Here is an 18,819-nt window from a genome sequence, read left to right as displayed (position 1 = left end):
TCAGTTGGCGTCGACGATTTCGACGTCGAAGACGAGCGTCTCGCCGGCGAGCTCGTGGTTGAAGTCGATGCGGACCACGTCGTCGTCGGCGTGGACGATTTCGCCGAGGCCGCCCTGCTGGGTCTGGACGTACAGTCCCTCCTCGGGCTCGTCGCCGAGCACCTCGCGGAGCTGTTCGGTCTCGTGCTCGCGGACGAGGTCTTCGTCGTGCTCGCCGTAGGCCTTCTCCGGCGGAATCTCGATGCTCTCTTCGTCGCCGACGGACATGCCGACGAGCGCCTCGTCGAGGCCCTCGATGACGGTTCCCGCGCCGACTTCGACCACGAGCGGCTCGTAGTCGCGGTCGCCCTGCGCCTCGGAGAGTCCTTCGGCGTCGGCCACGTCCTGACGCGACGTGTCGAAGACCGTGCCGTCGGGGAGCTTTCCAACGTATTCGAGCGAAACGGAGTCGCCGGTTTCTATCGTCATACCGCCTACTCTCTGCCGGAGACGGATAAGTGACCGTACTGCCGACGAGAGTATAATCTATCTGTTACATCGAGGCGCGCGCTCATGCTCTCCGCGCGCCACTAGATAGCATGGCGTTCGCTCGAACAAATGGCATCGACACCTACTACGAACGGCGGGGTGAGGGACCGCCGGTGGTCTTCGTTCACGGGGCGATTCTCGACCACGGCCAGTGGGACCGCCAGACTGAGGCGCTGTGCGACGACTACACTACGGTCTCGTACGACGTCCGGGGACACGGCCGGACCGGCGGCTCGGAGCCAGCGACGTACTCGATGGAACTGTTCGCCGACGACCTCGCGGCGCTCGTCTCGGAGTTGGGCCTCGACCGGCCCGTCGTCTGCGGACTCTCGACCGGCGGCTGTGTCGCGCAGGCATACGCGATGCGGTATCCCGACGGGCTCTCGGGGCTCGTTCTCGCGGACACGTTCTCCCCGGTCGTCTTCGACCGTCTCGAACAGTTCCAGCGACTCGTCGTCCCCCGGTTGACGATTCCGTTCGTTCGACTCGTCGGCTACGAGCGCGTCGAGAAGGTCATGGTCTGGTTCCAAGAGCGGCTGTCGGGAACGCCCGCGGGCGGCGACTACGGAAACGTCGAGCGTCTTCGGGAGCGCGGCCCACCGATGGCGACCGACGAGTTCGCGAAGGTGATTCGGGCGGTCAGTCGGTTCACCGACTCGTCGGTCGTCCTCGGCGACATCGACGTCCCGACGTTGGTCCTGTACGGCGAGAACGAACTCCCGTTCGTGCGCAGGCACGCCGCGGCGTTCGGCGACGGGATTCCGACCGTCACGGTCCGCGCGGTTCCCGACGCGGGCCACGCGTCGAACCTCGACAACCCCGCGTTCTTCGGGGACGCCCTTCGGGAGTTCCTCGACGGCCTCAGAACAGTCGCCAGATGAGCGACCGAAGTTTGTAGCTCAGTGACCCGCGCTGGTAGCCGTTCCACCCGCTCATGCCGCCGGCGAGCGTCGCCGCGTCGTACCCCTCCTCGCGGAGGAGCTCCGTCGCCCGCTTCGCGACGATGCCCATCTTACAGACGACGACCACGTCTCGGTCCCGCGGAATCTCGTCCAGCCGACCTCGAAGCGAGGCGTCGTCGCCCGACCGGAGGTCGTCGTAGACGGGGACGTTGCGGCTCCTGTCCGGTCCGTTCGCTCCATTCACTTCCCCGACGTAGTCACGTTCGCTGACGCTCACGCGACTCCCGTCGATTGCGCCGCGCTGGTAGTTCGACTCCGGGCGGATGTCGAGGATGAAGGGGTCGTCGCCGTCGGCGAGGCGGGCGTCGAGTTCGTCGGGGCGAATCGTGGTCACGGCTCTCTCCACGTCGCTGACGCGGAAAGCGCTGGTGCTTCCGGCGTCCCGGCGCTCCGCCGGTGGTTCCGCGTGAGCGTTCGACGCCGTCCCGTCCGCCGGGAACGACGCCGTAGCTTGAACACGGCGGTCCGCGTAGCGCCCTCATGAAGTGGGACGAGCGCTACCGGACCGGAACGTACCCGACCGACCCCGAGCCGTCGCCGGTGTTACGGTCGTACCTCGACGAACTGCCCGAGGGTCGCGCCCTCGACGTGGCGGCCGGGAACGGCCGCAACACGCTCTTTCTCGCGGAAAACGGCTATCGGGTCGACGCGCTCGACCAGTCGGGCGAGGGGCTCAGTATCGTCGAAGAGCGCGCTCGGTCCCGCGGGTTCGCCGACCGCGTGGAGACGATTCAGGCGGACGCGACGACCTACGACTTCTCCGAGTCGACGTACGACCTCGTCACCATCAGCTACTTCCGGACGCTGGACCGCCTCGCGGACATCAAAGCGTCGCTGAAACCCGGCGGCGTCCTGTTCTACCAGCACCACCTGCGGGCCGACCCGCCGGCGACGGTCGGGCCGAGCACCGACAGATACCGCTTCGATTCGAACGAACTGCTCCGGGCCTGTCTCGACCTCACCGTGCTCTACTACGATGAATCGACCGAACTCCGCGACGACCGACGCTCCGCGACAGCGACAATTATTGCGCGGAACACGAGGGGTGGCGCGCAGTCGTATCCGCGGAGAGGAGTAAATGAAAGTATTCCAATAAATTTGTCTTAGAGAAGTTCGAAGAAGAACACGCTTGAAACGCGTCTAAATAAAAGAAATCACATATTAGTTCTGAAATGGCTAGTCTCAGATTTTGTCGGCAATTCGGTGATTCACGCTTATTACGCCCAATACAGAATTATTTAGTGAGTCCGTGTAGAAACAATTATCTGTTTAAAATATCTTTGATATGTGTTATTGATATCAAACTAAATTGTGAACCCGCCCACATTTCTAAAAGACATCATTTTCTGACCTCATTATGGTCCATTTTACTTTAGTGTTGGAATATTTCTGCTCGTATTTGAACTAATATTCTGTCGCGTGATTTGAATCAACACACGTAGCCACGCGTTTGCTGAGGTAGACTGCCACTTCGCAATTAAGACAATTCATTGATAATTTATCATGGGCATAAATTTTTACTATTTGTTAATAATTGGTTTGGTTGAAATGTGGAAAAAGATCATTTTGGTGGTTTTGATGTTAGCGACTTCGGGGTGTATTGCAAGTACGCCAACAGAACAGACTACAACCATGGCAGATACACAGACCGCAACTGTGCAAAGTTGTGATATTGCATATACACCCAACAACGAAGAATTATCCAAAAGTGAGGCAAAAGAATTCCCTCAGAAGCCGAACGAAATTTCCCGGGGTAGTGTTGGGCAACTTGCAGTAGATGTCGAAAGCGTTGTAGCATACAACAGCGAGTACGACGACGACCTGGATTCAGTAACGATTACTCCAAGAGATGTGTCCGTGGGTGAATCTGGAGACGGGTTTATGATTACAATACATCGCGTAGAAGTGACAACCCTTGAAGATAGAAGAGCTGGAAGTACAGCCTGGCGATCTTTTTATTTTATTAACGAAAGTATTGTGAAACGAGGGACTGGACCGGGTACAGAAGATAAAATACCACAACTACGAACGATTCATTGCTGGTGATTCGTTATCAAATATTTGTTTTTCCAATTTGACTCGTAGTATCGTTTGGTCCATATACCAGAATAGACAAAGTGTATCAATTTGGATCTGTTGAAGTAGTTCAACGTTGATATTGATAGTAGCCCCTCTTCACACAGTTTCCGTGGGTATTGCTGGAAACCTGCCTTAGTAAATCGCAGGCGAGAAAAATATTCAACGGAACTCCATTTTTATATATTAAAATTCACGTCTGTTTCATCGGTCTCAGCGAGACCACAGATGCGAGTGTCACATCCGACTTCAGCGACGAGTGCAACGCCACTTCGAACCGAGACGACGACTGAGCGGCGAGCCTAACCGGATTGGCCGGTGACTGATTGGGCTGCGCGTCGAATCGCCTCCCGTGGCGGTACGCCAACGCCGCCGCGCCATCATTCGGTCGGATTCGTCCGTTCGATTTTTATCGCTCCGCGACGGTCATACACGAATGACCGTGTTGGATTGGCTCGACGAGCCGCGCATCATCGACACGCACGCCCACCAACCGACCGCGGAGTTCCTCGAAGACGCCGGCGGCGAGATGATGCGGGACGCGGCGAACAGGTTCGGCGCGGAGATGGAGACGTGGAGCTACGAGGAGATGATAGCCGAGTACCGCGAGCACAACATCGGGCGGGCGGTGCTCCTCGGGTGGGACGCCGAGACGAACACCGGAAATCCGCCGGTTCCGAACGACTACGTGGCCGAAGTGAGAGACGACCATCCCGACTTCTTCGTCGGCTTCGGTAGCGTTGACCCCCTGAAAGACGACTGCGTCGAGGAGGCGGTCCGGTGCGTCGAAGACCTCGGTCTCTCGGGGTTCAAGTTCCAGCAAATCGCACAGGGGTTCGACCCGAGCGACGACGAGCACGCGGAGTTGTTCGACACTATCGAGGACCTCGGCGTGCCGGTCGTCTTCCACGGCGGGAACTCCACCCTCGGCGCGTGCTCGCCCGGCGGTCGCGGCCTGAAAATCAAGTACGGAAACCCGATGCTCATCGACGACGTGGCCGCCGAGCACCCGGACCTCCAGATTCTCATCGCCCACCCGGCGTACCCGTGGGAGAGAGAGCAACTCGCCATCTGCCAGCAGAAGGGCAACGTCTACATGGACCTCTCGGGATGGCTCCCGAAGTACATCGACGAGCAGGTGCTCCACTACGCCAAGACCGTCCTGCAGGACAAGGTGATGTTCGGCACCGACTACCCGATGATTCGGCCGGGCCGGTGGTTCGAGTCGTTCGAGGAGCACTTCGACGCCTCCGAGGAGGTGAAGCGAAAGCTCCTCTGGGAGAACGCGGAACGGTTCCTCGGCCTCGACTGAGGCGGGACAGAACGGGACGGCCGAGACGAGACGAAACGGGCCGGGACCGGCGTCCTCAGTCGAACTCCGGCCGCCGCTTTTCCAAGAACGCGGAAACGCCCTCCTCGTGGGCGTCGGTGTCGTAGGCGAGGGTCTGCGCGTGCGCCTCGCGTTCGAGGCCGTCAGTCCACGACCGGCCGAGATTCGCGTGTATCGCTTCCTTCGCCAGCGCGAGCGTCTCCGTCGGCTGTGCGGCGAGCGTCTCTACCGTCTCGTCCACGGTGGCGTCGAGGGCGGCGGCGGCGACCGCCTCGTTCACGAGGTCGAGTTCGGCGGCGCGCTCGGCCGAGATGAGTTTCCCGGTGAAGGCGAGTTCCTTCGCGGCCCGGAGGCCGACCAACCGGGGGAGCGTCACCGTCGCGCCCGCGTCGGGGACGAGACCGACGTTGACGAACGACGCGCCGAACCGAGCGTCGCGGGCGGCGTAGGCGAAGTCGCAGGCGGCGACGACGGAGGTCCCCGCGCCCACGGCGTCGCCGTTGACGCGGGCGACGACCGGCACCGGAGCGGTGAGAATCGCCTCGGCGACGCGGCCGAGGGTGCCGCGGACGCGCTCGTAGGCCTCGCGGGCGGTCTCGTCGCGCTCGGCCATCGCCCGAATGTCGCCGCCGGCGCTGAAGGCGTCGCCGTCGCCGGTTATCACCGCGGCGTCGAACGCCTCGGGCGTCAGTTCTTCGAGCGCCGCCGAGAGCTCTCGGGCCACGTCGGCGGTGAACGCGTTTTTCGCCTCGGGTCTGTCGAACGTCACGGTCCGGACGCCGTCGGCGTCGTCGACTCGCATACCCGCGCTACGGGGACGCGGGGTAAATAGCCTCGCCGGCGGACCGCCGGGCGAGCCGAGCGAGTCGGCCGCGGTCCCGGCTCATGCGAGCAGCGCCCCGAACACCGACTGTTGCGCCCGGCGGAGCCGTTCGAGGAACGCCGACTTGCTGATTCCGAGTTCGTCCGCCACGTCCCGAGCCGTGATACTCCGGGGGAGGTCGAAGTACCCCATCTCGACGGCCGCCCGGAGGGCGGCTTCCTGCGCGGGCGTGAGGTCCCACGCCCGACCGATGGGCGATTCCTCGTCCGCCCGGAGGGGGTAGACGCGCTGGAGTTGGATACCGACGGTGCCGCCGGCCGTCTCCATCACGCCGCGGAGCACGTCGTAGCCGACGACCGCCCCGCGCATCGTCGCGCCGCCGTCGTCGTACCGCATCGACTCGACGAGGAAGCCGGCGTCGACGAGCTCGTGAACGACGCAGGGGTGTTTCGAGAGACAGCGGAAGGTGTACGTGTCGTCGCCGCGGGTGACGTGGAGGTAGCGGATGGCGTCGTCGGCGTCGAGGGCCTCGGGGAGTCGGTCGTCCGCGGGGGCCGAAAAGTGAAGCAGGACGTTGCCGTCGGCGCGGAGTTGCGGCGCGTTCGCGTCGACCGCGACTGGAACCGCGTCGGTCGCCCGCGCCAGGGGGCAGTCGTCGCCGTCGATTCGGAACTCGGCCACCAGGCACTCCGCTATCATCGGCGTGTGCGTACGCGGCACGAATATAAAAAGGCAGGCCATGGGCGGGTCAATTCGTAAGTAGTTATAGATGATAGTTCCTGATAGACCAATGGACCTCGAAACCGTCAAAGAACGAGCGGGCCCGCGGCAGTTCGCTCCGAAAGACGACATGCCCGAGGAGTACCGCAAGGCCGCGACGCGGATGATTCAGTTCCACGCGAACAGCGAGGTGATGGGCGGCTACCTCGAAAAGCCGTTCATCCGGCAAGCGCCGAGCATCGACCGAAAGCTGGCGTTCTCGGCGAAGGTACAGGACGAAATCGGCCACGCGCAACTGCTCTACCGCGCGGCCGAGTCCCTCGGCGTCAAGACGCGCGACGAGATGCTGGACGAACTCGCCCGCGGCGACGGCAAGTTCCTCAACTGCTTCCACTACCCGATGGAGTCGTGGCACGAGGTGCCGATGATAGCCTTCTTCGTCGACGGTGCGGCCATGCACCGGCAGGCGACGCTCAAGAACACGTCGTGGACGCCGTACGCCCACGCGATGGACAAAGTGTGCTTCGAGGAGGGCTTCCACGTCAAACACGGCGAGTCCATCCTCTCCGAGTTGATGAACGGGTCGAAGGCGACCCAAGAGAAGACGCAGGCCGCCTTCGAGACGTGGTGGCCGCGAATCATCCAGTTCTTCGGCCCGACCAACGACAAGTCCGTCCACAACGACTTCGCCCAGGAGGTCGGCCTGAAGACGAAGTCCAACGACGAACTGCGCGACACCTTCCTCGACACGTACGTCCCGAAGGCCGAGAAGTACGGCCTCGTCGTCCCCGAGTACCCGCGCATCGAGTACGACGAGGAACTCGACACCTACCACGTCAACGAGGACGACCTGAACTGGGACGAGTTCTGGACCATCGCCAAGAACGCCTCCGAGGGGAGCCACGAGCAGATCAACTCCCGGGCACAGGCACAGGAGGCGGTCGAGTGGGTGCGCGAATCGATGCACGGCTGGGAGGGCGCGTCGGGGGCCGGAACCCCGCAGGCGGCGGACTGAGAACCATGATTTGGGAAGTGTTCAGACAGGACAAACCGGGAGCGTACCACAAACACTGCGGCAACGTCCACGCGCCGGACCGCGAGCTGGCGCTCCAGTTCGCGGCCGTCCAGCACGGCCGGCGGATGAAGACCCACAGCCTGTGGGTCGTCCCGCACGACGAAATCGGCGAAATCGACGCCGACGAGACGAGCTTCGGCGGGACGACCGACAAGACCTACCGCTGGGCCACCTCGTACACGGACATCGAACCGGCCGCGCCGGAAGTCGCCGAAAGCGAGGCCGAGCAGGCCGACGTGGAGAAATCGCTCGAGGCGGACAGCTAACCATGCCAGCGACGCTCAACCCCGAAGACCTCGACGCCGAACAGCGCGCCGCGCTCGAAGAGCTGCTGTTCCGCCTCGCGGACGACGAGTACGTCCACGGCGAGCGCCTCATCGAGTGGCAGATTTACGCGCCGACGCTGGAATCCGACCTCGCGTTGGCGAACGTCGCACAGGACGAGTTCGGCCACGCTCGGCTGTGGTACGACCTGCTCGAAGAGCTCGGTCACACCGAGGCGGAACTCATCTGGGAGCGCCCCGCCGACGAGTTCAGGCACGCCACGCTGGTCGAACTCCCGTTCGCGGAGGGCGACTGGGCCGACGTCGTCCTGCGGAGCTATCTCTACGACGCCGCCGAGCGCCTGCGCCTCGACGCGCTCGTCGACACCAGCTACGCGCCGCTCGCCGACCGCGTCGGCAAGGTGCTGAGCGAGGAGCGCTACCACCTCGAAAACGCCCAGAGCTGGCTCGACCGCCTCGCCGAGGGCGACAGCCGCGACCGCGTGCAGGACGCGCTCGACCGGCTGTTCCCCCACGCGCTCTCGCTTTTCGCCGAGCCCGAACACGAGGCGGCAATCGTCGACAACGGCTTCCGGACGATGTCTACCGCCGACCTCCGCATCGAGTGGCTGGAGACGGTCATCCCGTACCTCGAATCGCTCGGGCTCGACGTGCCCGAACCCGACGAGGTCGAGCGCCCGAGCGCCCGCGGCCGCGACGGCACCCACACCGACCACTGGGACGAACTGGCCGCGGAGTTCCGGCGGACGTACGATGAGCTCGAAGCGCCCGAGCCGGCGAGAATCGGCAGGGAGCGTGTCTGACGTGAGCGCCGACGACGCGCCCGAGGCGACCGCCTGCGGCTACACGGAGTACGCCGACGGCGAGGTCCCCGAGGGCTTCCCGAAGACGGGCGTCGGAGCCGCGGGCGTCGAAGCCGACATCTGGGACGCTCTCTACGAAATCGAGGACCCAGAGATGCCGGTGAGCATCGTCGACCTCGGCCTCATCTACGACGTTCGCGTCGTCGAGCGGGGGGGCGAAGACGGCGAGGCGAAGACGCTCGGCATCGTCGAGATGACGCTGACCTACACCGGCTGTCCGGCGCGCGACTACCTCGAAAACGACGTGCAGTGCGCGATTCTGTCGGCCGGCGTCGACGAGGCGTCCGTGCGACTCCGGTTCACGCCGGAGTGGACCGTCGACATGGTGACCGAGGCGGGCCGCGAGGCCCTCCGCGAGTTCGGACTGGGGGTGTGAGCGATGCGCCGCTTCGACCCCAGCACCGAGACGACGGGCGAAACGTCGGGCGCGGAGTGCCCGTACTGCGACGGCACGAACACCGTCCGCGAGCATCCGAAGGGGCCGGGACTGTGCCGGTCGATGCACTTCTGTAACGACTGTCAAGAGCCGTTCCAGCGGTTCGAATAGCGTCGGCGGAGAGACTGGAGAAGAGCGTTTTTCGGGAACGACCACCGCGGAGAGCCGAGGCGGTCGGTCCGGGGACGACGGGTCGCGGTCCGGAGCGTTCAGCGGGAAGTGGGTCGAGGGCCGAGGCGTTCAGTGGGAAGTGAGTTGAGGGCCGAAGCGTCCAGCGGATTACGGGCCGAATTGGCGGCCGAGTCAGCCGATGTTGAGGTTCACGTTCTTCGCCTGCGTGAACTCGCGGACAGCCTCCGCGCCCTGCTCGCGGCCGTGGCCGCTCTGTTTCGTGCCGCCGAAGGGCGTCTGCGGGAACGTCACCGGGTACTCGTTGACGCTGACCATTCCGTAGTCGAGCGCGTCGGCGACGCGGTGGGCGCGAGAGAGCCCCTCGGTCCAGACGCCGGCGAGAAGCCCGTACGGCGAATCGTTGGCGAGTTCGATCGCCTCCGTTCGGTCCGAGAACTCGGTGACGACGAGGACCGGGCCGAATATCTCCTCGCGGGCCACGGTCATGTCGTTCGTCACGTCGGTGAGGACCGTCGGCTCCACGAAGTAGCCGGTCTCCTTGTCCTCGGGAACGCCGCCGCCGCAGGCGACGGTCGCGCCCTCCTCGACGCCGAGGGAGATGTACTCCAACACGTCCTCGCGGTGGGACTCGCTGACGACCGGCCCCATCCGACCGTCGTCGTCGATGCCGGAACCGAGCGGGGTCGACTCGGCGCGCGCGACGATTCGCTCGACGAGGTCGTCGGCCACGTCCTCGTGGACGAGCAGGCGCGACCCGGCCCAGCACATCTGGCCGGCGTTCATGAAGATGCCGTAGTGGACGCCCTTGGCGGCGGCGTCGAGGTCGGCGTCGGGGAAGACGACGTTGGGGCCCTTCCCGCCGAGTTCGAGCGTGACGCCGGTCACGGTGGCCGCGGCGTCGGCCATGACGCCCTTACCGACTTCGGTGCTGCCGGTGAAGGTGACGTGCGCCACGTCGGGGTGCGAGGCGAGCGCCGACCCCGCCTCGGACCCGCTCCCGGGAACCACGTTCACCACGCCGTCGGGGAGGCCGGCTTCCTCGGCCGCGAGGCCGTAGTAGAGCGCCGAAAGCGGCGTCTGGCTGGAGGGCTTTACCACCGCCGTGTTGCCGCAGGCGAGCGCCGGCGCGAGGCTGCGCCCCGCGAGTTGGAAGGGGTAGTTCCACGGGACGATGTGTCCGGTGACGCCGAGCGGTTCGCGGGTCGTGTAGTTGACGCGCCCGCCGGGGACGGGGTTGTACTCGCCGGTCACCTTGTCGGTCCACCCGGCGTAGTAGCGGAAGGTGTCGACGACCATCTGGACCTCCATACCGGCCTCGAACGGCGTCTTGCCGTTATCGTGGGACTCGACGAGCGCTATCTCGTCTTTCCGCGCCTCGATGAAGTCGGCCATCGCGCGCAGTTTCTCGCCGCGCTCGGCCGCGCTCGTGGTCTCCCACTCGCCGCCGCGAGCGCCCGCCGAGTTCGCCGCCCGCACCGCGGCGTCGACGTCCGCCTCGCCCGCGCGGGCGACCTCGGCGTACGGCGCTTCGGTCGCCGGGTCGCGCGTCTCGATGGTCTCGTCCGATGCCGCGGCTACCCAGTCCCCGTCGATGTAGAGACTGGTCGGGCCACTGTATTCCATTACGAAATACCCTTTTCGCGCATAATATTAACTATTGTTGATTACTAACTGTGCGACGGGCGGGGAACTCAACCGGTCTTGTAGACTCCCCTCGCAGTCGCCACGTGATTCCCGTCCGTCGCGTACACGTCCACGTCCACGGTTCCCACGTCGCCGCCGAGTCGGACCACGTCGGCCTCGGCGCGGAGGTCACCGGTCCCCGCGTTGAGGTAGTCGATTCGCATGTCGATAGTCGGGACGGGCTGGTCGACCTCGCTGACGAGCGCCGCGCCGCCGACCGTGTCCGCGAGAGTGAACGTCACGCCGCCGTGGGCCATCACCCGGTCGGCGTTCCACGACAGTTCCTCGCGCATCTCGATGCGGCCCTCCGCGTGCCCGTCTGCGGCCTCGGTGACTTCGACGCCCAAGAGCCGCGCGAACGGCATGCTCTCGAAGAACTCTTCGATGTCCATGCCACCAGTTCGCACAGGTGCGTTAAGTTCGTTTCGTCGGTCGGCCCCGACCGAGCGACCGGCGAGACGCCGGTCGCAGTCAGTCGGCCATCGAGACGCCGAGGTACCGGTCGAGGACCTCGTCGGCGGCCGCGACCTCGTCGGCGGGGCCCTCGTGGACGACCCGGCCCTTGTCGAGGATGTAGACGTAGTCCGCGGCGTCGAGGGCGACCTGCACGTTCTGTTCGACCAGAAGGATGGTCGCGCCGTCGTCGTTCAGTTCCTCGATTTTTCGCTGGACCTGTTTGACGATAGCGGGCGCGAGCCCTTCGGTCGGTTCGTCGAGCAACAGGAGGTCCGGCGCGGAGACGAGCGCGCGGGCGATAGCGAGCATCTGCTGTTCGCCGCCCGAGAGGTTCGCCCCCCGGCTGTTCCGGTGGCGCGCGAGGTTCTCGAACTCGTCGACGACGGCGTCGACGCTCGGCTTCTCGACGTCTCGCCGACCGCCGATACGGCCGATTTCGACGTTCTCGGTGACGGTCAGGCCGGGGAAGACGCGGCGCTCCTCGGGGACGAGCGCGATGCCCTCGCGAGCGGTCTTCTCCGGCGACAGCGTCGTGATGTCCGTCCCGTCGAAGGTGATGGTCCCCGCTGACGGCGGGACGTTCCCGAGGATGCTCCGGAGCGTCGTCGTCTTGCCGACGCCGTTGCGCCCGATGAGCGTGACGACAGACCCCCGCGGCACGTCGAGGTCGATGCCCTGCAGAACGCGGGTCGACCCGTACCCCGAGACGAGTCCGCGGACGGACAAGAGCGGTTCGTCGCTCACGCCTCGACACCCCCGAAGTAGGCCTCGCGGACCTCCGGGTCCTCCGAGACGGCCTCGGGCGTCCCCTCGGCCAGCACCTCGCCGCGGTGGAGGACCGTGATGCGGTCGGACACCCGCATCACGAGGTCGATGTCGTGTTCGATGAGCAGGAGCGTCCGGTCCGACAGCACCTCGTCGATGAGGTCCATCGTGGCCCGCGTCTCCTCGGCGCTCATGCCGGCGGTCGGTTCGTCCAGAAGCACCATGTCCGGGTCGGTGGCGAGCACGATGGCGATTTCGAGCCGGCGCTTGTCGCCGTAGGCGAGCACGTCCGCGGGTTCGTCGCCGCGGCCCAGGAGGCCGGACCGGTCGAGCACGCGGTCGGTGTGCTCGTTCACGTCGTCGAAAGCGTCGCTTCGCCGAAGGTACTCTTCGACCGGCGTGAAACCGCCCTCGCGGGCCGCCTGCGCGGCGAGGCGGACGTTCTCGCGGACCGTGAGCCCCGAGAAGACGTTCGTGATTTGGAACGACCGGCCGAGGCCGCGGCGCACGCGCTCGTGCGGCGGGAGCGCGGTCACGTTCTCGCCGTTGAACGTCACGGTGCCGCGGGTCGGCCGGAGCGCGCCGGTCAGGAGGTTGAACGTCGTCGTCTTGCCGGCCCCGTTGGGGCCGATGAGACTCCGGAACTCGCCGCGTTCCACGTCGAGGGTCACGTCGTCGACGGCGACGAGCTTTCCGAACTCCTTCGTCAGGTTCTCCGTCCGCAGTATGGGGTCACTCATGGCGGTCTACCTCCGGGTCGGTGACACCGGCCTGTTCGCCGACGCGGTCGCGGAACCGGTCGCCGACGGCCGATTCGAAAAGCGGGTGGTCGGCCACCGTCCGCGGGAGCGACACGAGCCCCCGCGGCACGAAGATGACGAACAGGACGAACAGCACGCCGATGGCGAGCTGCCACTGGTCGATGTACGACGAGAGCACGTCCTCCGCGGCGACGAAGACGCCCGCGCCGAGCATCGGTCCGTAGAGCGTCCCCATGCCGCCGAGGACGGTCATCACGATGACCTCGCCCGAGTTTATCCAGTGGAGGAACGACGGCGCGACGTAGCCGTTGTTGGCGGCGAACAGTCCGCCGGCGAGCCCTGCGAGGCCGCCGGAGACGACGAAGGCGCGGCGCTTGTAGGCGGTCACGTCGTAGCCGATAAAGGAGGCGCGCTCTTCGCTCTCGCGGATGGACTGCAGCACCGAGCCGAACGGCGCGCGGATGAGGCGGCGGGCCAGCAGGTACGACCCGACCACGACGGCGAGGAGGAAGTAGTACTGGACGACGCCGCCGTCGAGGACGACCGGTCCCAGCGGGACCGCGAACTCGCCGGGGTCGATGCCGAGGCCGGCGAGGCCGTAGAACGCGTCGACGCCGAACAGGCCGTCGGAGCCGCCGGTGAAGTCGAACTTGAACACGGCGTTGTAGAACAGCTCCGCGAACCCGAGAGTTATCATGGCGAAGAACACCCCGGACACGCGTATCGAGAGGTAACCGACGCCCCACGCGATGGCCGCGCAGACGGCGACGGCGACGACGAGCGCGACGAACACCGACGGCGAGACGTGCATGAGCGTGAGGACCGAGGCGTACGCGCCGACCCCGTAAAACAGCGTGTGACCGAGCGAGACGAGACCCGCGTAGCCGAGCACGAGGTCGAGGCTGAGCGCGAACAGCGCCCAGATGAGGATGTCTTCGAGGAGCGTCACGGAGTAGGTGACGCCGGTCACCTCCGCGAGAAGCGGGACGACGAGGAGCGCGCCGACGCCGGCGTAGCCGAGTTTCGCGCGCGTCTCCGCGGACAGCACGCCGCCGCCGGAGCCGTGGAGGAGCGCGCCGTCGTGGTGGTCGCCCGCGCCGACGCTCGTGCCGAACAGCCCCGTCGGCTTGACGACGAGCACGGCGATCATGAGCAGGAAGACGATGAGTCCCTCCAGGAACGGCGCGTACGTCCGGGCGAACGTCTGGACGAGGCCGACGAACAGCCCGCCGACCACGGCCCCGCGGAACGACCCGAGGCCACCGAGAACGACGATGACGAACGCCGGGATGATGACCGAACTCCCCATCGTCGGGCTGACGTTCTGGTACGCGCCGAGGACGATGCCGGCGACGCCGGCCAGCGCCGCGCCGAATCCGAACGTCAGGGTGTAGTAGCGGTCGATGTCGATGCCGAGGGTGCGGACCATCTCGCGGTCCTCGGAGCCGGCGCGGATTATCATCCCGAAGCGGGTGCGGTTCAACAGGAGCCACGTGCCGAGCGCCAGCGCCGACCCGAAGACGATGATGCCGTAGTTGTACAGCGAGTAGTTGAACCCGAACAGCGCGACCGGCTGGTCGAGGACCGAGGGAACCGGAAACGGCTGGGCGGACTTGCCCCACACCGACGTGATGAGGTCGTTGATGATGAGGACGAGTCCGAACGTCAGGAGGATGTGGTACAGCGGGTCGCGGCCGTACAGCCGCTTGACGGTGAGCCGCTCGATTCCCATCCCGACGACGCCGACGAGGAGGGGCGCGACGACGAGCGCGACCCAGAAGCCCGCGCCGCCGAGGGGGCCGGCGATGGCGAACGCGAAGTACGCGCCGAGGGCGAACAGCTCTCCGTGGGCGAAGTTGATGACGTCCATGACGCCGAAGATGATGGAGAGCCCGGCCGCGAGCAGGACGTACACCATCCCGACGACGAGCCCGTTGAGGACCTGCTCGGCGACGGCACTAGCGACCGACATGCTAGAGCGAGCAGCCGAGTTCGCCGCAGTCGGGGAGCGCGTCCGCCCCGGCTATCATCTCGCCGAGTTCGACGGTCGCGGGACCGCTCCCGCCGTCCGGCGCGACGAGTTCGCCCGGCCACACCGGGTTCATCGCCTGGTGGTCGCAGTCGCGGAACTGGTTCGGCCCGAGAATCGTGTCCATTTCGAGGCCCGGAAGCACCTCCTTGACCTCCGCGGGGTCGGTCGAGCCGGCCTCCGCGATGCCCCGCGCCGTCATCCGAATGGACATGTACGCGGCCCGCGCGAAGTTGTCCGGCAGGGAGTCGTACTCGCTTTGGTAGGCCTCGACGAACGACTGGTTGTCGCCCGTTTCGAGCGTCGGCAGGTAGCGGACCCCGCCGTAGGTTCCGTAGGCGGCCTCGCCGAGCGCGCCGCGGACGACCGAGAACGTCATCGTCGGCGACATGAGGTTCACGCTCTCTTTGAGCCCCTGGCTCGCCGCCTGCTTGACGAAGTTGATGAGGTCGCCGCCGGTCATGCCGAGAACCGCCACCTCGGCGTCGGAGTTGGCGATTTGGCTGACGTAGGAGTTGTAGTTGGTCGAGCCGAGCTGCGAGCGGCTCCGGCCGACGACTTCGATGTCGTGGCCGTCGCGCATGCGGCGCTCGACGCGCTGCATCACCGACTCGCCGTAGGCGTAGTCGGCGATGTGGAACCACACCTTGGTCCCGAGGTTCTCGGCGGTGTAGTCGGAGACGGCCTCGGCCATCTGCGCCGTGTTCGTCTCGGCGCGGAACACCCACTCGTTGCAGTTCGACCCCGTGATGGGAACCGCGGCCCCGCCGGGGTTGTAGATGAGCTCCTCTTCGGCCGCGAACTCGTTGAGCGCGAGCGCGACGCTGGACGATATCGCGCCCATGAGATACGACGCGCCGTCCTGCTCGACGACGGACTGCGCCTTCCGCCGGCCGGTCGAGGGGTCCGCCTCGGTGTCCTCGTAGACGCCCGTTATCTCCACGTCGATGTCCTCGTTCTCGTTGACGTGTCGTATCGCCAACTCGGCCCCGTTTCGCTGGCCGACCGCGAGACCGCCGTACGGGCCGGTCATCGGGCTAATCACTCCATAGGTGATGGCGTTCGACCCGCCGCCCCCACCGCCGCCGAGACAGCCGGCGACGCCCGTCAGCCCGGTCACGCCCGCCAACCCAGCCGCCTGTACGAACCGTCGCCGCGACGGACGCGGCTGTGCGCCGCTGTCCGCTGAACAATCGTCTCTCATGGTATGTATGTTCACATGTAACATGAAAAACTTCACGTTTAAATGTTTGCGTTTCGCTGGCGACAAGAACGTCGCGTTCGGCCCTGAACCGCCGATTCGGCCCCTTCAGACGAGTCGCGGGCGGACCTCGTCGCCGAGTCGGCGGACGCACTCGACCATCCGGTCGGTGCCGATTCCGGGGTGGTAGGTGCGGAAGATGAAGTGGATATCGTCGCCGAGGGCGTCGCGGTAGCGGTCGAGTTCCGCGACCACGTCGTCGGGCGTGCCGAAGACGGCCTGTGCCTTGAGTTCCGCCCGGCGCTCGTCGGACAGTTCGGGGACCTCGTCGCCGGAGAATATCTCGGCGTACCGGCGCTGGAGGTAGAGGTAACCGTCTCTCATCGCGTCCCACGCCTCGGCCTTCGAGTCGCCGACGAAACCGTGTTGGAGGACGTATATCGTGAACTCACCGTCGAGTCCTTCGGCCTCCCGGACGCTCCGGATGTCCTCGACGCGCTTGCGCAGGCCCCCGAGGGAGAGCGACGACGGCGCACACCACGCGTCCGCCGTCCGGGCCGCCCGGCGAACCGCGGGCTTGGCCGCGCCGCCGAGCATGAGGGGCACGTCGTGTGCCGGTTTGGGCGTCACGTCGACGCCGGTCGCACCCTCGTGAAACGGCGACTCGTGCGCTATCGGACCGTCCGACCACGCGTCGCGGAGGAGGGAGACCGTGTCGGCGAGGCGGTCGACGCGCTCGTCTCGCGGAACGCCGAAGGCGTCGAACTCGCGGGGGTTGGAGCCGATCGCGAGGCCGAGCGTCGTTCGGCCGCCCGAGAGGAGGTCGACCGTCGCCGCGTCCTCGGCGAGCCGAATCGGGTCGTACAGCGGCGCGAGCGCGATACACGTGCCGAGTTCGACCGACTCGGTCGCCGCCGCGAGCGCCCCGAGGGAGGGCATCGTCCCCGAGAGGTAGCCGTCCGCCATGAAGTGGTGTTCGGACACCCACGCGCTGTCGAGGCCCGCGTCGTCTATCGCGCGCCCGAGCGTCAGCATCTCGTCGTACAGGTCGGCCATCGGCCGGTCGTCGTCCGGCCGCCGCTGGCAGGTGAACAGTCCCGTCCCGAGTTTCATGACTCGGAGTTCGCACCTTAGCTATTAATAGTTAGGAACACCGAGTTCGTCGGAGATGGTTCCCGACGACTCGGTACCCCCGGATTCGACGACCGCGACCGCGACGGAGCCGGCGCCGCCGGCCGCGCGCGTCGACCACGTGGGCATCGCCGTCGAAGACGTCGAGGCCGCCGAGCCGACGCTGCTCGCGCTCGGCTGCGAGCGCGTCCACCGCGAGACGGTCGCGGACGGCTCGTTCGAGTGGGCGACCTACGTCCTCGGCGACGCCTCCAGAATCGAACTCGTCGCGCCCGTCGAAGGGGAGTCGTTTCTGACGACCTTCCTCGACGAGCACGGCCCCGGCCTCCACCACGTCACGCTGGAGGTGTCGGACGTCGACGCGATGGTCGCCGCCCTCGAAGCCGCGGGCGAGCGCGTCGTGGGGCGCGCGGTGGAAGACGGCTGGACCGAGGCGTTCGTCTCGCCGCGAAACCCGACCGGCGCGCTCTTTCAGTTGATGGAGTACCACGACGACTACGGCGAGAAGGGAGCCGACGACGCGTTGTTCGTCCGCGGCGAGCGGGTGGATTCGTGAGTCTCCTGTCGGGGAGCCGGCTTACTCCTCGGCCGACTTCGTCTTGATGAGGAACTTCATGTCGCCTTCGAGGACGACGGTACCGTCCTGCTTCGTCATCTCGATTTCGAGGACGACCAGTCCGGCGTCGTCGCGGCTCCCGAGGTCCTTTCGCTCCGAGACGACCATCGTCTGCGAGAGCGTGTCGCCGATGAACACCGGGTTCGGCAGGTCCATGTAGTTCATCCCGAGGAAGGCGATGGCGGTGCGCTCGACGATGCCCGAGCGATACACGAAGCCGGTCGACTGGACGAACGTCATCGGCCCGTGGGCGATTCGCTGGCCGAACTGGGTGTCTTCCGCGTACTCGCTGTTCGTGTGGAGTTCGGTCCAGTCGCCCGAGAGCGCGGAGTGCATCATGAAGTCCGCCTCGGTGACGGTGCGGCCGACGCTCTGGAACTCTTTGCCCTCCTCGAAGTCCTCGAAGTAGTGCGGTTCGTAGCTGTATGCCATATCTCGCCGTCACCGTCATCAGATAAAGTAGTTTACATACCTATCTTTCCTGACAGTCGGTGCCTACTTGGGGAGCGCAGGACGACGTGTGGTCGCATGTCGGAGCAAGACGACTACGCGGAGATACGGGAGCGCGCCTCGAACGACCCCTACTGCGGGCGCGTCGGTATCGACCTCGCCGAGGTCGGCGACGGGTACGCGGAGACGACGCTGACCGTGGCCGAAGACCACCTGAACTTCCACGGGACGCCCCACGGGGGCGCGGTGTACAGCCTCGCCGACGCGGCCTTCGCGGCCGCCTCGAACAGCCACGGCGACGCCGCGTTCGCGCTGGAGACGAACATCTCGTACCTCGCGGCCGCCGAGGTGGGCGAGACGCTCCGCGCGGTCGCCGAGGAGACGCATCTCGGGGGGCGAACCGCTGAGTACGAGGTCGTCGTCTCTGACGGGGGCGGCGAGCGAATCGCGACGTTTCGAGGCCGCGTCTACAAACCCGGCGGTCGCTGACGGCGCGCG

Annotated in this window: 23 protein-coding genes; 11 read left to right on the top strand and 12 right to left on the bottom strand. The window is 65.9% G+C overall.

The genetic code is table 11. The features are described 5' to 3' along the window. Complete coding sequence (locus DEQ92_RS17400) at positions 1–468, bottom strand: peptidylprolyl isomerase (RefSeq protein WP_004978347.1); 468 nt, start codon at positions 466–468, stop codon at positions 1–3. 110 nt (positions 469–578) lie between these two features. Here DEQ92_RS17400 and DEQ92_RS17395 point away from each other — a divergent pair, with 110 nt between their 5' ends. Then, entirely contained in the window at positions 579–1,409 is an 831-nt protein-coding gene (locus DEQ92_RS17395; protein ID WP_115821172.1) for an alpha/beta fold hydrolase, read from the top strand. Here DEQ92_RS17395 and DEQ92_RS17390 read toward each other — a convergent pair. After that, on the bottom strand, positions 1,390–1,824 hold the full coding sequence (locus tag DEQ92_RS17390; RefSeq protein ID WP_049968953.1) for a rhodanese-like domain-containing protein: 435 nt from the start codon (positions 1,822–1,824) through the stop codon (positions 1,390–1,392). The two genes, DEQ92_RS17395 and DEQ92_RS17390, sit on opposite strands and share 20 nt — an antisense overlap. 146 nt (positions 1,825–1,970) lie before the next feature. On the opposite strand from DEQ92_RS17390, the gene DEQ92_RS17385 reads away from it, so the two are divergent. The 3 genes from DEQ92_RS17385 to DEQ92_RS17380 all read left to right on the top strand — a co-directional run bounded on the left by DEQ92_RS17385 (position 1,971) and on the right by DEQ92_RS17380 (position 4,878). Then, positions 1,971–2,597, top strand: coding sequence for a bifunctional 2-polyprenyl-6-hydroxyphenol methylase/3-demethylubiquinol 3-O-methyltransferase UbiG (locus tag DEQ92_RS17385; protein ID WP_115821171.1), 627 nt, complete (start codon positions 1,971–1,973; stop codon positions 2,595–2,597). Positions 2,598–3,038: 441 nt separating this feature from the next. Then, positions 3,039–3,536 carry a hypothetical protein gene (locus DEQ92_RS23260; protein WP_147299502.1) on the top strand — a complete coding sequence of 166 codons (498 nt, stop codon included), beginning with the start codon at positions 3,039–3,041 and terminating at the stop codon, positions 3,534–3,536. 466 nt (positions 3,537–4,002) lie between these two features. After that, positions 4,003–4,878 carry an amidohydrolase family protein gene (locus tag DEQ92_RS17380; RefSeq protein ID WP_004978335.1) on the top strand — a complete coding sequence of 292 codons (876 nt, stop codon included), beginning with the start codon at positions 4,003–4,005 and terminating at the stop codon, positions 4,876–4,878. A gap of 55 nt (positions 4,879–4,933) precedes the next feature. On the opposite strand, the gene DEQ92_RS17375 is transcribed toward DEQ92_RS17380, so the two are convergent. Beyond that, positions 4,934–5,698: an enoyl-CoA hydratase/isomerase family protein gene (locus tag DEQ92_RS17375; RefSeq protein WP_004978333.1), complete on the bottom strand. Its 765-nt coding sequence runs from the start codon at positions 5,696–5,698 to the stop codon at positions 4,934–4,936. A gap of 81 nt (positions 5,699–5,779) precedes the next feature. After that, entirely contained in the window at positions 5,780–6,418 is a 639-nt protein-coding gene (locus tag DEQ92_RS17370) for a helix-turn-helix domain-containing protein (RefSeq protein WP_049905307.1), read from the bottom strand. A gap of 91 nt (positions 6,419–6,509) precedes the next feature. Here DEQ92_RS17370 and paaA point away from each other — a divergent pair, with 91 nt between their 5' ends. From paaA to paaE, 5 genes are read left to right on the top strand one after another with little or no spacing between them, the layout of a single operon-like run. Next, positions 6,510–7,454 carry a 1,2-phenylacetyl-CoA epoxidase subunit PaaA gene (gene paaA / locus DEQ92_RS17365; RefSeq protein ID WP_050460280.1) on the top strand — a complete coding sequence of 315 codons (945 nt, stop codon included), beginning with the start codon at positions 6,510–6,512 and terminating at the stop codon, positions 7,452–7,454. A gap of 5 nt (positions 7,455–7,459) precedes the next feature. Beyond that, positions 7,460–7,780: a 1,2-phenylacetyl-CoA epoxidase subunit PaaB gene (paaB, locus tag DEQ92_RS17360; protein ID WP_004040859.1), complete on the top strand. Its 321-nt coding sequence runs from the start codon at positions 7,460–7,462 to the stop codon at positions 7,778–7,780. A gap of 2 nt (positions 7,781–7,782) precedes the next feature. Then, positions 7,783–8,601: a 1,2-phenylacetyl-CoA epoxidase subunit PaaC gene (paaC, locus tag DEQ92_RS17355; protein ID WP_004978327.1), complete on the top strand. Its 819-nt coding sequence runs from the start codon at positions 7,783–7,785 to the stop codon at positions 8,599–8,601. Continuing rightward, positions 8,594–9,037 (top strand): 1,2-phenylacetyl-CoA epoxidase subunit PaaD, encoded by a 444-nt coding sequence (gene paaD / locus DEQ92_RS17350; protein ID WP_115821170.1) that lies wholly within the window; start codon positions 8,594–8,596, stop codon positions 9,035–9,037. The genes paaC and paaD overlap by 8 nt, the downstream gene beginning before the upstream one ends. 3 nt (positions 9,038–9,040) lie before the next feature. Beyond that, on the top strand, positions 9,041–9,208 hold the full coding sequence (gene paaE, locus DEQ92_RS23955) for a 1,2-phenylacetyl-CoA epoxidase subunit PaaE (RefSeq protein ID WP_004978321.1): 168 nt from the start codon (positions 9,041–9,043) through the stop codon (positions 9,206–9,208). Positions 9,209–9,400: 192 nt separating this feature from the next. Here paaE and DEQ92_RS17345 read toward each other — a convergent pair whose 3' ends face one another. The 7 genes from DEQ92_RS17345 to DEQ92_RS17315 all read right to left on the bottom strand — a co-directional run bounded on the left by DEQ92_RS17345 (position 9,401) and on the right by DEQ92_RS17315 (position 17,237). Next, positions 9,401–10,852: an aldehyde dehydrogenase gene (locus DEQ92_RS17345; RefSeq protein ID WP_115821169.1), complete on the bottom strand. Its 1,452-nt coding sequence runs from the start codon at positions 10,850–10,852 to the stop codon at positions 9,401–9,403. A 68-nt stretch (positions 10,853–10,920) separates the two neighbouring features. Further along, the gene (locus DEQ92_RS17340) at positions 10,921–11,304 is read right to left on the bottom strand and encodes a PaaI family thioesterase (RefSeq protein ID WP_004978316.1); all 384 of its coding nucleotides are present in this window, start codon (positions 11,302–11,304) and stop codon (positions 10,921–10,923) included. A 79-nt stretch (positions 11,305–11,383) separates the two neighbouring features. After that, complete coding sequence (locus DEQ92_RS17335) at positions 11,384–12,112, bottom strand: ABC transporter ATP-binding protein (RefSeq protein ID WP_004978314.1); 729 nt, start codon at positions 12,110–12,112, stop codon at positions 11,384–11,386. Then, the gene (locus DEQ92_RS17330) at positions 12,109–12,873 is read right to left on the bottom strand and encodes an ABC transporter ATP-binding protein (protein ID WP_004978312.1); all 765 of its coding nucleotides are present in this window, start codon (positions 12,871–12,873) and stop codon (positions 12,109–12,111) included. The genes DEQ92_RS17335 and DEQ92_RS17330 overlap by 4 nt, the downstream gene beginning before the upstream one ends. Then, the gene (locus DEQ92_RS17325) at positions 12,866–14,866 is read right to left on the bottom strand and encodes an ABC transporter permease (RefSeq protein WP_004978310.1); all 2,001 of its coding nucleotides are present in this window, start codon (positions 14,864–14,866) and stop codon (positions 12,866–12,868) included. Before DEQ92_RS17325 ends, DEQ92_RS17330 begins: the two co-directional genes overlap by 8 nt. Before the next feature lies 1 nt (position 14,867). Then, positions 14,868–16,052, bottom strand: coding sequence for an ABC transporter substrate-binding protein (locus DEQ92_RS17320; protein ID WP_004978309.1), 1,185 nt, complete (start codon positions 16,050–16,052; stop codon positions 14,868–14,870). Positions 16,053–16,232: 180 nt separating this feature from the next. Continuing rightward, complete coding sequence (locus tag DEQ92_RS17315) at positions 16,233–17,237, bottom strand: LLM class flavin-dependent oxidoreductase (RefSeq protein ID WP_115805734.1); 1,005 nt, start codon at positions 17,235–17,237, stop codon at positions 16,233–16,235. Positions 17,238–17,292: 55 nt separating this feature from the next. Between DEQ92_RS17315 and DEQ92_RS17310 the strand changes: the two genes are divergently transcribed. Further along, positions 17,293–17,811, top strand: a complete 519-nt coding sequence (locus DEQ92_RS17310; RefSeq protein WP_050460289.1) for a VOC family protein — start codon at positions 17,293–17,295, stop codon at positions 17,809–17,811. Between the two features lie 21 nt (positions 17,812–17,832). Here DEQ92_RS17310 and DEQ92_RS17305 read toward each other — a convergent pair whose 3' ends face one another. Next, positions 17,833–18,303 (bottom strand): MaoC/PaaZ C-terminal domain-containing protein, encoded by a 471-nt coding sequence (locus DEQ92_RS17305; RefSeq protein WP_004978303.1) that lies wholly within the window; start codon positions 18,301–18,303, stop codon positions 17,833–17,835. Between the two features lie 96 nt (positions 18,304–18,399). On the opposite strand from DEQ92_RS17305, the gene paaI reads away from it, so the two are divergent. Continuing rightward, positions 18,400–18,810, top strand: a complete 411-nt coding sequence (paaI, locus tag DEQ92_RS17300) for a hydroxyphenylacetyl-CoA thioesterase PaaI (protein WP_115821168.1) — start codon at positions 18,400–18,402, stop codon at positions 18,808–18,810. Positions 18,811–18,819: the final 9 nt, after the last annotated feature.

Origin of the sequence: Haloferax sp. Atlit-6N (genome assembly GCF_003383195.1) — an archaeon.
Lineage (GTDB): Archaea > Halobacteriota > Halobacteria > Halobacteriales > Haloferacaceae > Haloferax > Haloferax gibbonsii.
This window is presented reverse-complemented; position numbering and strand designations above follow the sequence as displayed.